We start from the raw sequence: 15,164 nt of genomic DNA on the forward strand, positions 1-15,164 counted from the left end.
AACGGGGTAGAGAGGTAGAACTGATCGGAGCAAAAAGAACACTGCGGTGGGTGCCTGATTAGGTACTGCACGGCACGTTTACTGGAGCAGGCTATTCGCTCACCAGCATTGGCAGCGTGCCGGCAGTGCCATTGGGAGCATGGTAGCGCAGCCAGTAAGCTCCGGCGGGCAGGTCGGCAGATAGCTTGTGTTGCGCTTGGCCGGTGGGCCAATTAAAGCGGCGCACCACACGGCCATCGGCGGCGTAGAGAGTAAGTTGAAGGCCAGCGGGCAGCGGGCCGGTGGCTTCCAGCGTGAGGATGCCTTGCGGGGCTACGGGGTTGGGATACACGGCCACACTGAATGACGCACCACCCGCTAAGCCCGCCACCGTGCGTACCGGCGAGAAGCTTTCGGTGCCGTTTTGGTCGAGCTGGCGGAGGCGGTAGTAGCTCAGGCCGCGAAAGTCGTTGGGGTCTTGGAAGGTGTATTCAGCGGCGGCGCTGGTGGTGCCGCGCCCAGCCACGAAGCCCACGCGCCGAAAGGTAGTCTGGCCTTCATCCTGGCGCTGCACCTCGAAGCCGGCATTGTCTTGCTCGGAAGCCGTGGTCCAGTTCAGCAACACCCGCGGCTGACCAGTGGGCCGGGTAGCCTCAAACCGCGTCAGCTCCACGGGCAGCGGGGCCTGGCGGTCGAGGACCACGTAGGGGCCAGCGTTGGTAAGACCACTCACGGTGCGACTGTAAGGCGGCGCACCACCCACCGGCCCAAAGGCTTCTTCCAACCCATATGCCGTGCCATTCCAGCGCCCCAGCGCCGATTGGGCGCGGGTGAAGTTGGATAGCTCGTCGGCAGTTTGCCACTGCACAGTAAGAGTGAATGGCACGGCATCGGGCGGCGTTAGTTCCCAGTGCAGGCCCACGGCATCGGTGGTAAGTGGGGTACCAGTGCTGCCATTGCTGAGGAAGCCGCTGGCCGGGCGCAGCTCATACAGCCCAGAGCCAGCAGAGCGGGCAAGGGTGGCGGGTGCGTAGCTGGTGGCGCTGGCGCCCACTGGAAATAGCCGGGCCGTGGTACCTACCTGTTGCTGCAACATACCCGCACCATCGGTGATAATGAAGCGCCCCGCAGCCCCATCAACGCCGGTAATACTGCCGCCGGTGGTAGATGTAAGTATGTGTGCCCCCAGCCGAACCGCACCGCCTGTAAGGGCCAACTGCCGCACCCGCAACGGCCCTGCCAGCGTGGCGCCCTGCGGGTTCAGTATTTCTAGGGCCGGTACGAGGCTGGTAACGTTCAGGGTTTGGGGGGTACTGGTGCCGGTTAGTTTCAGTTGACCGGTGGTGCCACTCAGGATGCCGATGCTGCTGAGGTTGCCGGTGAGCTGTACGGTGCCCTCGTTGCTGAGGGTACCAGCATTCAGCACCGCGCCCGTCACGCTGAGCGTGCTGCCGCTGCTTACACTCAGCGTGCTGCCGGCGGGCACCGCAAGCTGCGCCTGCGTGGATAATGGCAGCGCGGCGGCCACTAACGCCACAAGCGGCCCGTAGCGCCGGGAAGTGAGTAGCTTAGTCATGGCGCGAAACAGTTGGGGTAGCGGTGGTAGCCTTAGAGGGTACTGCCGGGCTACCTGAACCGGGCTTGCCTGCCTGCGCCGTTCTTTCGCTCAGCTCGTACCCTATGCCCTGACTTTCGGGCTGACCAAACAGCGCCGGGTGCAGGTACTTGCCCTGGTTTTCCGGCTCTTTCCGCTCGGCATTCGGAATACGATGGGTGTCGGCCCACTTATCATGTCGGATGCCCGTCACCTGCCAGCTCACCTTGCCGCCCGGCTGCCCGGCAATGCGAAACTGGTTGCCGCTGACCTCGGCCAGCACGTAGGGCGTGAAAGCGGCGCTGATGGGCGTAAGCTGGTACCGAAAGTCGCGGTTGAGGGCCTCGAAGTAGTCGGGCAGCGCCACCGTGGCCGCGCCGCTGGCATCAAGCACCACGTTGCCGTTGTAGACGTTCATCATGTCGGGGCTTTCCACGAAGCTGTGGTAGAGATATTGGTTGGCGGGGTCGAGCGGATGGTCTATTTTGAACGAGCCGCCTGGCTTCGACAAGGAACCCGTAACGGCCAGACGCCCACTCACCTGCCAATCATCGAGTAGTAGGCCGCTGATTGCTGGCGCGTTGTTCCGAATGGCAGTTCCCATGATAAACCCTTTTTGCAAGAGGTTATCAGCGTTCAGGCAGGCCATGGACAGAAAGCCCCGTGGCCCACCTGAAGAACTGATGCGGCTAGCGGTAATGGTAGCAGACTGGTTGTTGGCGCCCGGCCGCCGAAAGGCAATAGAGCCATTGTCATCATAATTGCTTAAAGACGTGATTTGCAGCGTATAGCCCTCAGCATTGCTTTGCAGCTCTAGGGCGCTAGCCGAGGCGGCGCTATTGTTCAGGTTGAGGTAGGCTGCATTGCCCTGGCCGCTACTCTGCACTTCCAGCGCGTTGGCCGTGCCAGCCGCGTTATTTTGGCTGAAGAATCCCGTGCGGCCCAGGCCGTTGTTCTGCACTTCCAGCGCGTTGGCCGTGCTAGCGCTCAGGCTTTTGATAAAGTAGCCTGCCCGCCCGGCGCCCTGGGCTTCTCCTACCACGGCATTGGCTGCGCTGTTCCTAGCTTGGCCATACACCCCACCGAAGGCATTGCCTGTTGCTACCCCAAACACGGCTGTGCCGTTGTTACCGGTGGCCTCGCCTTGTACGGCATAGCCACCGGCTGTCTGCCCCCGCACGCCTGTTCCGTTGGCAGTAGCCACGCCCCACACCCCAATGCCGCTGTTGGTACTGCCCAGCACGCCGGTGCCGCCGCCTGTGCTACCCGCTGAGCCCAGAACACCGATGCCCGTATTGCTGCTGCTATACCCCTGCATTCCGGCCACATCTGCGGCGCTGCCTCCAGCGGCATCCGTACGACCATATATGCCGCTGCCGCTGGTTGAGAGCCCGCGCACACCGTAGCCGGCCGTGCCTACACCTTCCACCCCAAATCCATTGCTGGCCGAGGCCACCCCGCGCACGCCCCATCCATTTTGCGTCAGGCCCAGTACGCCCACGGCGTTATTGCCGGCATTGGTATTGGTGCCTACCACGGCTCCGTTGCTAATCGAGTTATTGCTGGCCGAGCCAAACACAGCCGACGTGCTGCCCGAGCTGGCCTGCACGCCGTAGCCGCTGGTGCTGGCTGCCTGCACCGCCGCGCCACTACCCGACTCAGCCAGTACGCCCAGGCCGGCCCCCGTGGCGCGGCCCCGCACGCCCGCCACACCGGCGGCGCTGCCGTCGGTAAGGCCAACGACACCGCTTTCCTGGGTGCTTCGGGCATACACGCCGTAATCTGCTTCACTCAGGCCTACCACGCCGGCATCTTCTATAGTAGGTAGGCTAGTACCTTTTGCGCCGACCACACCCTGGCCGGGGCCAGTGCCATTGACGCGGCCCACCACCCCCTGCCCGCTGGCCGAAGCGCCCCGCACCCCAATGCCACCACCCAAGTTGGTAACCTGGAACACGCTGCCTACAGCATTGGCCGAGCCAGTGTAAGGCAACACCACACCGCTACCACCGGCCGCGGGCTCCACGAACACCCAACCGCCCGCGCCGGCATAGTACCAGAAGCCAGTTTGAGGTCCGCCTGTAGGCGTTCCATCGGTCTGGTACACCATCAGGCCCTGTGGGGGTCGCGAAATGACTAAGCGTTGGGCCTGCGTGAGGCGCGGAATCAACAGGCCTTTGTCGGTAGCCTGGATGTCGAGGGCGGCTTTGCTGTCGGGCGTGGTGGTGCCCACGCCCACCTGTGCCCGGAGTGAGGCAGAGGCCAGGAGCAGCAATAGCAGCAAGAAGAATTGTAGCACTAGTTTCATGATGTGGAAGGAAGGCGAAAACGATACGCTGGAAAATGAAGGCCACGGCCAAGCCGTGCTGCATAGCAGACCTAAGGTTGGAGCTTAGGAGCGGTGGTTGAGTAGTGAGAAACTGGCCTTAGCGCCGGGCGCCGGCGGCAGCTGGGGCAGTGGCCGGCTTGGTATTGGGCAGCTTCTGAGCGAGCAGCCACTGCCAGAAAGCAGGGTCGGTGTACACCTTATCGGCTATAAAATGGCCCTCAGTGGGGTACTCGGTATATTTGGCAGGGTGGCCGTTGGCTTGCAGGGCCGCCACCATCTGGCGGGATTCCGTCACGGGCACTACCTCGTCTTTCGCCCCGTGAAACACCCAGAAAGGTGTGCTGCTCACAGCTTTGGCAGTGGCCGGATACGAGTACAGCGCCTGCCCTTTGTAGGCAGTAAGCATCGGCGACGGAAAAGCCTGAGTGAACCATTCGGGCACCACCACCCCGCCCGCTGCCGGAGCCGCCGCCGCAAACTTGCCAGGGTATTTGGCCACCAGATAATAGATGCCGTAGCCCCCCATCGAGAGGCCCGTAACGTAGAGCCGCGCGGGGTCAGCGTTGAACTCGGCTACGGTTTGGTCGAGGGCTTTTACTGCTTGCTCGGCACCTTCACCAAACCACAGCTCGGGCTCGGGCTCCTGCGGAAATACCGCCAGAAACTGGCTGTATAACGGCTCTTTGTAAGAATACAGCTGAATCACGCTACCCAGGTTCGGGCCGCCCATCTGCTTCTCATTGTCTTGGCCCCACTCCCCCACCCCGTGCAGGTAGAGTACCACCGGGTAGGCTTTGCCGGGCTTGTAGTTGGCGGGTACGTACACGCGGTAAGCGTAAGTACGGGAGCCTACCGTCACGCTACGCTTCAGAAAGCCGGTTTCAGGCTGTTTAGCGGCGTTTTGGGCCTGTACAGAGGGGTACCCGAACAGTAGCAGGCAGATCAGCAGAACGTATAATTTCATGGCGAGAGCAGAACTAAAAACAATTGAATAAATGCGCGGCTAGCCGCCTACCGGAACTTGGTGAAGCTGAAGCTACCGTTGGTGACGGCCTGGGTGCCGGTGGCGCTGGTGTTGGGCACTGCCCCCGCCGTGAAGCTGAACGTGCCACTGATTTTCTGCCCCGCCTTGTCGTACTGGGTTACCGTGATGGTGCCGTTGCTTGCGCTGGGGCCGTAGAGCGTGTTGTGGGTCGTGCCCGTGGTGCCGTTGCTGAGCGTAAGGGCCGCCGAGGGTAGGTTGTCGAGCACCGAGCCTTTGCGTAAATCGTAGGCGTTGGCCCCCTTGGTATCAATGCCCTCAAGGGCTAACGACACGGTGTTTTTCAGGTCCGCAGAGGCGCCCGTGACTAGCAGCTTACTGACCCCATCGACAACAGCCGCAGAATACATTGTGCTGGTGTAGGTGGTGCCGTTGTGGGTCCAGGTTACGGTACCGTCGCCGGCAGTGGCGGCATCGTCGTCGTCTTTGTCGTTGCCGCAGGCACTCAGCAGCAGCACCCCGCACAGCAGTGGCGCAACGGAACGGTAGAAATAGCGGAAGGAAGGCATAGGAATAGCTGATTAGGGTGGAAAGCCCGGAAGAAAAGCGCGGCTACTTCGGCACCATGTTGGTGCGCACCTGTAGGCTAGTAATGGTATTAGCATTAAGGGTGGGCGTGTTGGGCGGGAACGTGAAGCCGCCCGCCGACAACAGCAGCAGTGAAATCGAGCCGTTGGGCATGCCTGGCACAGTTTGGCCGGCCAGCGAGGCCTTCACCTGCGCCTCCGTAAAGCTGGTTCCCAACGATAAATTGGTGGCTGACAAGGTGAAGACCTGGAGCGTTTGGGTTTGCCCGCCCATGGTTAGTGCCACTTGGTTGTCGTTGTCGGTCAGGGCCCAGGTACCGTTGGTGGCGGTGCCGCTGGCCTCGGTTACCACCACTTTGCCATCGGAGCTGAATTTGTAGCTGTCGGCGCTGGCTACGGGCACGGTCTGGATACCTTCCACGCCGTTCACCACCAGCGAGGAGCTGCTTTCCCGCCACGTAACGGCCGTGAGCTGCGCGGCTTTCGAGGGCAAATTATCCTCGTCGTTTTTGTCGCAGCTGGCCGCAAAAAGGGCTAGGCCGGGGAGTGCTAGTAGCCGGAGAAATTTCAATGGTTTCATAGGAAATCAGGCAATAAAGGATTGTGGAAAAAGAAGGCTAGTGGAGCTGCGGCATAGGGGCTGTAGCAGCAGTGGGCGCGAGGGGCTGCGCCTGTTCCAGCGCTGCCAGTCGGCTTTCAAGGGTGGTTTGGCTGGCCTGAATGGTTTGTAGCTGCTGGCGGAGTTGCTGGTTCTCGGCCTTCAACTGGTCGTTTTGCTTGGCCAGCTCCTGCACGCCCGCCAGTGCCACCCCGGCCGGGTCGATGGTGCTGATGCTGGTGTTATTGAGGCCGAGGTGGAACAGGCGGTAGAAGTCCTGCGCCATTGGGCCGAGGTGGGTTTCGCCGCGCGTGCCTTTGTAGGCCCAGCGGCTAATGGGAAGCTGCCGGATTAGGCCCAGCACCTGCGCGCCTTCCACGGGCTCAATGTTTTCCTTGAGGTTGATATCGGAGGCGTTGGTCCAGGTGCCGCCGTTGCTGAGGTAGGCACCGTTGCCGTTGAAATTGTTGGCCACGCCCACCTGCAGGCAGATGCCCAGGTTGTCGGTGGAGCTGCGGCCAAACGACCAGTAAGTGACATCCGTGCTGCCGAAGGCCATGGCGTTCTGCCGGCTTACCCGTGCCCCGTAGCCCAGGGCCGTTGCCCCGGTCAGGCTGCCATTGTCCACGTCGGCGTTGGCCCCGAGCAGCGTGTTGCTGTTGCCCGTACTGATGTTGTTGCCCGCGAAGTAGCCCAGAGCCACATTCCTGGGGCCGAACCGCGCCCCGCCCCCGGCGTGGGCTCCCACGAAGGTGCTTTCGTTGGCGTTGCGGTTGCCTTGTCCGGCCTGCCGGCCCACAAACACATTGTCGTCGCCGAAATTGGTGAGCCCGCCCGCATTGGCACCGAGAAAGGTATTACCGTTGCCGCTGTAACTCACGTCGCCGGCTTGGTAGCCGAGGTAAGTGTTGTCGTCGCCATCAGTATTACCGGCCCCGGCGCGGCTACCCTCAAAGGTGTTGCGGGTGCCGCTGGTGTTAGCCAGCCCAGCCTGATAACCCACAAAATGATTGTCGGGCGTCACGTTGGCCTTGCCGGTCTGGTAGCCCACAAACGTGTTGCGGGCCGTGGTGGCAGTGGCCGAGCCCGATTCATAGCCAATAAAGAGGTTCTCGCTGCCGCTGCTATTGAGGCCGGCCTGGTAGCCCTCGAACTGGTTGCCGGTGCCCGTAGTGATACGGCTGCCTGCTTGGTAGCCGACGAAGTGGTTGTTGTTCGCCGTACTGGCCTTGCCGGCCCCATAGCCCACAAACAGGTTGTTGTCGCCGCTGATATTGGTCAGGCCGGCCTGGTAGCCGCTGAAATAGTTTTTCTCCCCTGTCGTGTTATTCCGCCCGGCCAAAGAGCCTTCGAAGTGGTTACTGATGCCGGTGGTAGTGAACTGGCCGGCCAGGTGGCCCACGAAGTGGTTGCCACCGCCGGTACTGCGCCACCCGGCCAGATAGCCCACAAACAGGTTGCCGCTGCCCGTTACGTTGTCGGTGCCGGCCCCATTGCCCACAAACGTGTTGGTGTTACCGGTTACGTTTTGATAGCCGGCCTCGTTTCCAATAAAGAAATTGTTGTTACCGGTGGTATTGTAGCGGCCCGCGTTGTTGCCTTCAAAATGGTTTTCGACACCAGTGGTATTGCTGGTACCGGCCTGGTAGCCCGAGAAATGGCTGTTAAACGCCGTGGTATTGGCATACCCGGCCTGGTAGCCAATAAAGTGGTTGTAGCGGCCCGTGGTATTGGCATACCCGGCCCGGTAGCCCTCAAAGTAGTTGTTTTCGCCGGTGGTGTTGCTGTGGCCCGCATCATACCCGCTGAAATAGTTGTTTTCGCCGGTGGTGGTATTCACTCCCGCGTTGTAGCCATTGAAGTGGTTGTTGCTGCCGGTGGCATTCTGGCCTGCCTGAAAGCCCACAAAAAAATTGCGGCTGCCCGTTGTACCTGCCGCCCCGGCATAGTAGCCTACCACCACGTTGTCGCGGCCACTGGTGTTGCTGTCGCCAGTTCGGTAGCCCACAAACACGTTCTGCGCGCCCGTGGTATTGCTGGCTCCCGAGTTGTAGCCGCTGAAGTGATTGGCTTCGCCGGTGGTATTGCTGAAACCCGCTTGATACCCTTCGAAATGGTTGATACCTGCACCAGCGTTGTTGAAACCAGCCCGATACCCAACAAAATGGTTGGAACCGCCTGTGGAGTTGGCACCGGCCTGGTAGCCCGAGAAATAGTTGTTCTGGCCCGTGACGTTGCGTTTGCCGGCCTCGTAGCCTACGAAATGGTTATTGCTAGCCGTAGTGTTATCCAGGCCCGCATCATACCCACTGAAATAGTTGTTGCTGCCGGTGGCTTTTTGTCCGGCCCGGTAGCCCTCGAAGTGGTTGCGCGAAGCCGTGGTATTCGCCAAGCCCGCCTGATACCCTACAAAGTGGTTGTAGCTGCCAGTGGTTGTAGCGTAGCCAGCCCGCATTCCGCTGAAATAGTTCTCCTCACCGAAAGTGCTGTTGTAGCCCGCCTGAAAACCCGTAAACTGATTGAATGCACCCGTGGAATTCAGCCCCGCCTGATACCCTACAAAGTGGTTGTTGATATCGGCAGTTGGGCCCAGCGAATTACCTGCCTGATAGCCAAGCAGCAAATTGTTGTCAGGGTAGCTGGCGGACCCGATGGGAGCCCCGCCTAGCCACCACGCGCCGTTCACGCCCAGCCGCGCTTGCTCGATGCCCTGGGTGCGAAACACCAGCGGCTGCCGGTCGGTGGTGCCCACGTAGTTGATGGCGGGGTTAGTGGCGGCGTTGCCGGTGAGGCTCCAGCCGGCGCCAGTTGGGGCAGCACTCGTGTTGAGTTTCGTCCAGGTAGGGGCGGTGGTGGTGCCGGCGTTATAGTAGAAGCCTACACCGCCGCTTAGGGCGGCGTTGGTATTGTACACCAGCAGGCTTGGGGCCGGGTTAGGTACGGCGGCGGCATCGGTGAGTGAGGCCAGATTCACCTGCGGAAACAGCACGCCTTTGTTGGTGGCACTCACGTGCAGCGCGGCCGAAGCATCGGGGGTGGTAGTACCCACGCCTACCTGCGCTTGCACGGGCTGCACCAGGCCATTGAGCACGACCCACACGAAACCAAAGAGTAGACAATGCTTCATGACGAATGAGGAGAGGGAAAAAGAGGAACGACGAGCAGACACGAAAATCGACATATAACGCAGTAGCCAATCATCTGTAAACCTGCCACTTGACGACATCACAAAGAAAGAACAGCCATCGTCGCACGACATTCACGCAGGTCGCAAAGGCGTATGCGCTGGTCGCAACGCATGGCAAACCCAAGGTTTTTTTGACCGGAAAAAGGGAACTGTGGGGTCGTGGCTACAGCCCGGGCGCTGAGGCAAGCCTGATGAAAAGCCAAAACTATCGGGCAGCAAACCGCCAGAAATGAGTATTATTACCTAGTCTCTATATAGCTCAGCAACCGCCCCTTTGCCCCGTTCTTAGCCGCCGTTTTTATGCCTCACTTAGCCTACCAATCCATGGCCCGCCTGCTGGAGGCCATCGAAGTGCTGCACACCGACGTAACGCCCGATTCGCTGTTCGACCGGATGTCGGAGGCGGCGGCGCGGGCGGTTAGCAGTGAAACGGCTTGCTTCGATGGGTTCGACCCGGCTGGCCGCATTGGGCACTTGGGCTCGTACCCACAAGACACCTGGGCCGCCGCCGATTTCCCAGTGTTGCAAGCGCATTTGTTTCAGCACCCGCTGTTTCAGGAGATTATCGTTCAGCGGCGGCCCGAGGCCATGCGCACCAGCGACTTCTGCCACATGGAGCAGTATTTTCGCACCACCCTCTTCAACGACTTCTACCGGCCCTACTCCCTCACCCACCAGCTCATCACGGGCATGGATGTGCCCAACCACGGCTGGATTACCTGCGCCCTCAACCGCCGCCACCGCGACTTTACCGAGGACGAGCGCACCATCATCAGCTTGCTCCGGCCGCACTTCGTGGCAGCCGTGCGCAATGCCCTCACCGTGGCGCGGCTACAGCAGCCCACGCCCGCCACCATCGGGGCCAGCGCCACTACGGGGTTGGCTCGCATTAATGCCACCGGCTCCCTGCTTTCCTGCGACCCTACCGCCGAGCGGTTGCTGCGGGGGCACTTCGGGCTGACTTCCTTTCAGGGCCGCCCGCTTCCCAGCATGTTGCTCTGGTGGCTGCACCAATACCGTACCGCGCCCCAAATGCCCCTTGCCGACTTCGTGCACCGCGCCGAGCACACGGAGTTGAGCGTACGCCTTATTCCGACCGGGGCGGGTGAGTTGCTGCTCTTGTTAGACGAGCGGGCGTTGCCTTCTGCGGCAGCCCTGCAACGCCTCGGCCTCACACCTCGGGAAGCGCAAGTGCTGTTCCATCTCACCCAAGGCCTCCCCGACAAAGCCATCAGCCAAGTCTGCGGCATCAGCTTACGCACCACCCAAAACCACCTGCAAAATATCTACTCCAAGCTCAACGTCGATAGCCGCACCGCCGCCGTCCGCTGGGCGTTGGCGTGAGCGAGGCTAGAGGCTAATAAGCTAGCTCCCCTCCTTTTTCCAAGGAGGGGTTGGGGGTGGTTATCTAAAAGTAGAAAGCTAGAGCTAGATACTGTTCTGACGGTTTTACCACCCTGGCTTGCGGCCACCCCTCCTTGAAAAAAGGAGGGGAGCTAGATGCACAGCTTTAGCTTCTTACCTCACTTGGTGGGTGACCGAAATGCTTGCTGAAGCTGGTACTGAAATGCGTGGGGCTGTTGAAACCTACCAGATAAGCCACTTCCGCCACGTTGCCGACCTGGCCTTGCAGCAGAGCATGGGCGCGTAGTAGCCGGGTGGTTCGAATAAAGTCGCTGGGCGCTTGGCCGGTGAGGGCTTTCAGCTTGCGGTGCAGTTGCGCCCGGCTCAGGGCAACTTCTTGACTGAGGGTTTCCACGCTGAATTCACCGTCGTCGAGGTGGCTTTCTACGGCTTGCTCCACGCGGCGCAGGAAGGCCTGGTCGAGGGACGGCAGCGCTGCCACGGCGGCGGCGTGCTGCTCCAGCGGAGAAAGTAGCAGGGAAGGAACCACGGCCATGCTTTGAGGCGCGGCGGCAGTTGGCGTGGCCACTGGCGCTACGGCCCCTGACACGGCAAACCGGCTTTGCAGGCGCCGCCGTAGCGCCAGCAGGTTGCGCACTTGCGCCCGCAGTTCCCGCGGGTTGAACGGCTTGGCGAGGTAGGAGTCGGCGCCGGTTTCAAGACCTTGGAGCTTGTCGTGCGGGTCGGCACGGGCCGTGAGCAGCACCACCGGAATGTGCGAGGTGGCGGGGTCGGTTTTGAGTTGTTCGCACACTTGATAACCGTCGGGGCCGGGCGGCATCATCACGTCGGAAAGAACAAGGTCGGGCACGGTATCACGGGCCAGTTGCACGCCGGCCGTACCGTCGGGGGCTTCCAACAACTGGTACCCATCCTCCGCCAACGATTCGCGAATGAACTGGCGCACATCGGGGTGGTCCTCAATAATCAGTACTACGTCGGCTTCCGCAGCTCCGTCTGTATCCTTCACCGCGGCCACGCTGTCCGCTACCTCAAAGTCTGCCATTTCCAGTGTAGCAGCTGCGAGTAGCTGGGGGTGAACTTCGGCGGGTGGTGCGGGCGTGACTTCTGGCGCAGCTGGGGCCTGATAGCGGGGCAGTTGCACCGTGAATACTGCCCCCTGGCCTACTTCACTCGCTACAGCCACGGTGCCGCCGTGCAGCTCGGTCAGCTCTTTCACCAGCGCCAAACCTAGGCCGGTACCCGTGCGGGGCATCGTGGCGTCGGAGCTGGCGGCCTGGTAAAACCGGTCGAAAAGTCGGGCCTGATGCTCAGGCGCAATACCGGTACCCGTGTCGCTGACCACAAAGCTGACGGCTCCCAAAGGAGCGGCGGGGCTGGCAGCGTCTTCCCGGACTTCCAGGGTCACCTCGCCCCCGGTAGGCGTGAAACGCAGGGCATTGGCCAGCAGGTTGGAAAGAACATCTTCCAGCTTTTCGGGGTCGAAGACAAGCGGCACGGGCCTGCCAGGCGTGCGCAGCTGCAACGCCACGCCCTGAGAGTGGGCCATAGAAGTGAACGAGCCCAGCAGCCGGGTACCGAATGTAGCCGCATCGGCGGGCACCAGGTTGAGCTGCAAGGCGCCAGCTTCGAGCTTGCTCAAGTCCAGCAGCTGATTGATGAGGCGCAGCAGCTTGCGGGCATGCCGCACCACCAAGCTGCTTTGCTTGCGCACCAGGGCCGGGTCGGTGGGCGGGTTGTCGGCGAGCTGCTCGGCGGGGCCCAAAATGAGGGTAAGCGGCGTCCGGAACTCGTGGCTGATGTTGGCAAAAAAGTCGGACTTCATCCGGTCCAGCACCTGCAAATGCTCTAGCGCTTGCCTCTCCAACTGCCGGTTGGCCCGCTCCCGCTCCCGCTGCTGCGTCACGCGCCGCACCCCGTAAAGCACCGCCCCAAACATGCCTGTGTACAGCAAATATGCCCACCACGTGCGCCACCACGGCGGCCGAATGGTGAAGGCAAACGTGGCGGGCCGTGGGTTCCAAACCCCGTCGTTGTTGGCAGCTTGCACCTCGAAGGTGTAGTCGCCGGGGGGTAGGTTGGTGTAAGTGGCCGAGGTAGCGGCCAGCGGCCCCGTCCAGCGCCGGTCAAAGCCCGCGAGGCGGTAGCGGTACTGTACCTTGGCCAGGTTGGTGAGGCTCACGCCCACGTAATCGAAGGTGAGGTGGTTGAGGCTGTGGGGCAGCATCACGCCCGCTGGCACCACCGTATCCTGCATGAAAATGCGCAGCCCGCGTAGACGCGTGGCGGGGGGCACCCGGTTGGGCCGCGCCTGCGTAGGGTCGTAGCGCATCACCCCGTTCACGGTGCCTATCCACAAGCGCCCACCTGGTTCCAGCACCACCGCGTTTTGGTTGGTTTCCTGCCCCAGAAAACCTTCGGCCGGCCCGTAGCTCACGGTGCGGCCCGTAGCCGGAGTGAACCGGTCGAGGCCGAGGTTGGTACCCACCCACACGTGGCCCGTGGCATCGGCCTGGGCGAAATATGGATTGTTGGAGTGCAAACCGGCTTCGGGGCCGAAGCCGCGGGTGGTGTTGCCATCGAAACACAGTAGCCCTTCCCCAATGCTCCCCAGCCAAAGCCGCCCCTGCTGGCCTTCGGAAATAGACCCGACACTTAGCCGCCCCGGCCTACCATCCACGCGCTGAAATCGGTCGGGCTGCTGGTTGGTGGCGGCCAGCGTTACGCGCACCAGGCCCCGATCGTCGGTACCCAGCCAGAGCGTGCCGGTCCGGTCGCGGAACACTTTCCACAGGGCTGCGGTGCCTAATTCGGAAGCGGCATCATAAGTTCGGACCACTTCGGTACCCGACGCACCTAGCACACTGACACCGGCCCGGCGAGTGGCCGCCCAAATACGCCCGCGCGGGTCTTCGGCAAAGCTGAGAATGTGCTGCCGGGCCAGCCCCCGCAGGTTGCTTAGCTCGCGCCAGCGTTGCGTGGCCGGCTCCCACACCGCGCCGCCCGCGCGGCAACCCAGCCACACCCGGCCACGCGAGTCCTCGAACAAGGCCTGCACGAAATTGGCGTCGCTGCCGCCCGGCCGCCGGTGCCCCGGCCGGAAACGTTGGCCGTCTGGGGCGGCAGGTTGCAGGATTTGTAAGCCGCCGCGCGTGCCCACCCAATACTCGCCGCCGGGGCGGGGCAAGATGCTGCGCACGTCGGGGTCGGGCAAACCATCGGCGGCCCCAAACAGCGCAAACCGCTCGTCGGGAATGTGTTGCAGGATTCCGTCGTCGAGCACCAGCCATACGCTGCCTTCCCGGTCTTCTAGCATATCGGCTGTTAGCTGGTCTCGGCGTTGCAGCAATGGGCCGCGGAAACAGCGGGGCTGGCCGTTTTCCAGCTCGCCAATACCGGTTGGGGTTAGTAACCACACGCGCCCCAGCCGGTCTTGCAGCACGCGCAGCACTCGGTTGTCGCAGAGGCCTTCGGCGGTGCTAAGGCGTTGCACGCGCCAGGGGGCACCAGGCGGCCGAGTAAGGTGGAACAGTCCGTTGTTGGTGGCGCACCACACGTTGTTGTCTGTCACCCGAAATACAGAATTTACGGGTTGGCGGGTCACTTCGGCCGGCAGTTTCTCGGCGGGCAGTACTTGCCCGGTTGCCGCATCGAGCACGCTCAGGCCACGCGTAGTGGCCACCCACAGCTGGCCGGTTGAAGCCAATAAACAGAGCTGATTCACTGAATCGGAGGGCAGGCCCTCCCGGCGGGTGCGGTGCAGCAGTTGGCGGTTCAAGCGCGAATCAAGAGCATACAGACCATCACCGGCGGTAGCCACCCACAGCAGCGGCTGCGCGGCAGTTCCAACAGTCAACAGTTGCCGCACCGTACCGCGGGCTCGCCAGCCCTGAGGGCCGACAGCGCGCACCCGGCCGGCCGCATTCACCGCCGACACCGCCCCATAGTAATGCCCCAGCCATACGCCGCCAGCCGGACCAGCCGCCAGCGCCGTTACGTGGTTGTCGGGCAGGCCGCTGCGGGTGTCCAGTGTTTGGAATCGGTGCCCGTCAAACCAGCTGGCCCCGCCTTGTGTACCCGCCCATAGCTGCCCTTGGCTGTCTTGGGTTAGCGCATACACGGTGCTTTGCGGCAGCCCATCGGCCAAGGTGTATACCCGCGAAGCCAAGGACTGCGCCGTTGCCGGACGCGCGCCGGTGCCCAGCCCCCAGAAGGCCAGTAGCAGGCAGCAGTACAGAGCAACAGCACGGTGGAACATTAGGGCGCGAATCGAAAAAAGCAGCCGGCATCAGCCCAACCACTCACTACTGTTAAACACTGAAGACAAGACTACTACAAGAACTAACTGCTAAATATATAGGCTACATTATCGTAACCGAAGTGCGCCATATCATTGAATCAGTACTGGTAAGCGGCGGGCTTTCTAGTGGTTCTAGGTTTTGTACAGCCCCGGCCGGTCGCAAAGCTACCAGGGTGCCAGTGGCCTTGCATGAGTGAAATTACTCAGAGCTGATGGCACTCAGCCGGATGCCAAAAGCCTTCC

The 15,164-nt window shown here is 61.9% G+C and carries 8 protein-coding genes; 1 reads left to right on the plus strand and 7 read right to left on the minus strand.

The window, feature by feature from the left end:
- Positions 1-91: 91 nt before the first annotated feature.
- The 6 genes from G536_RS30725 to G536_RS30730 all read right to left on the minus strand — a co-directional run bounded on the left by G536_RS30725 (position 92) and on the right by G536_RS30730 (position 9,196).
- Positions 92-1,555, minus strand: a complete 1,464-nt coding sequence (locus tag G536_RS30725; protein ID WP_022824287.1) for a T9SS type A sorting domain-containing protein — start codon at positions 1,553-1,555, stop codon at positions 92-94.
- A complete protein-coding gene (locus G536_RS0114290) occupies positions 1,548-3,881 on the minus strand; it encodes an autotransporter outer membrane beta-barrel domain-containing protein (RefSeq protein WP_022824288.1) in 2,334 nt (777 codons plus the stop codon). Before G536_RS0114290 ends, G536_RS30725 begins: the two co-directional genes overlap by 8 nt.
- Before the next feature lie 118 nt (positions 3,882-3,999).
- Positions 4,000-4,866, minus strand: a complete 867-nt coding sequence (locus G536_RS27970) for a carboxylesterase family protein (RefSeq protein ID WP_022824290.1) — start codon at positions 4,864-4,866, stop codon at positions 4,000-4,002.
- Positions 4,867-4,913: 47 nt separating this feature from the next.
- On the minus strand, positions 4,914-5,453 hold the full coding sequence (locus G536_RS0114305; RefSeq protein WP_022824291.1) for a DUF6252 domain-containing protein: 540 nt from the start codon (positions 5,451-5,453) through the stop codon (positions 4,914-4,916).
- A 43-nt stretch (positions 5,454-5,496) separates the two neighbouring features.
- A complete protein-coding gene (locus tag G536_RS0114310) occupies positions 5,497-6,051 on the minus strand; it encodes a lipocalin-like domain-containing protein (RefSeq protein WP_022824292.1) in 555 nt (184 codons plus the stop codon).
- Between the two features lie 37 nt (positions 6,052-6,088).
- Complete coding sequence (locus G536_RS30730) at positions 6,089-9,196, minus strand: tail fiber domain-containing protein (protein ID WP_022824293.1); 3,108 nt, start codon at positions 9,194-9,196, stop codon at positions 6,089-6,091.
- A gap of 360 nt (positions 9,197-9,556) precedes the next feature.
- Between G536_RS30730 and G536_RS30735 the strand changes: the two genes are divergently transcribed.
- Positions 9,557-10,600 carry a helix-turn-helix transcriptional regulator gene (locus G536_RS30735; protein ID WP_157530631.1) on the plus strand — a complete coding sequence of 348 codons (1,044 nt, stop codon included), beginning with the start codon at positions 9,557-9,559 and terminating at the stop codon, positions 10,598-10,600.
- A gap of 166 nt (positions 10,601-10,766) precedes the next feature.
- Here the strand turns inward: G536_RS30735 and G536_RS0114325 are convergent, their stop codons facing one another.
- On the minus strand, positions 10,767-14,879 hold the full coding sequence (locus tag G536_RS0114325; RefSeq protein WP_022824295.1) for a hybrid sensor histidine kinase/response regulator transcription factor: 4,113 nt from the start codon (positions 14,877-14,879) through the stop codon (positions 10,767-10,769).
- Positions 14,880-15,164: the final 285 nt, after the last annotated feature.

The organism is Hymenobacter norwichensis DSM 15439 (assembly GCF_000420705.1).
GTDB classification, from domain to species: domain Bacteria; phylum Bacteroidota; class Bacteroidia; order Cytophagales; family Hymenobacteraceae; genus Hymenobacter; species Hymenobacter norwichensis.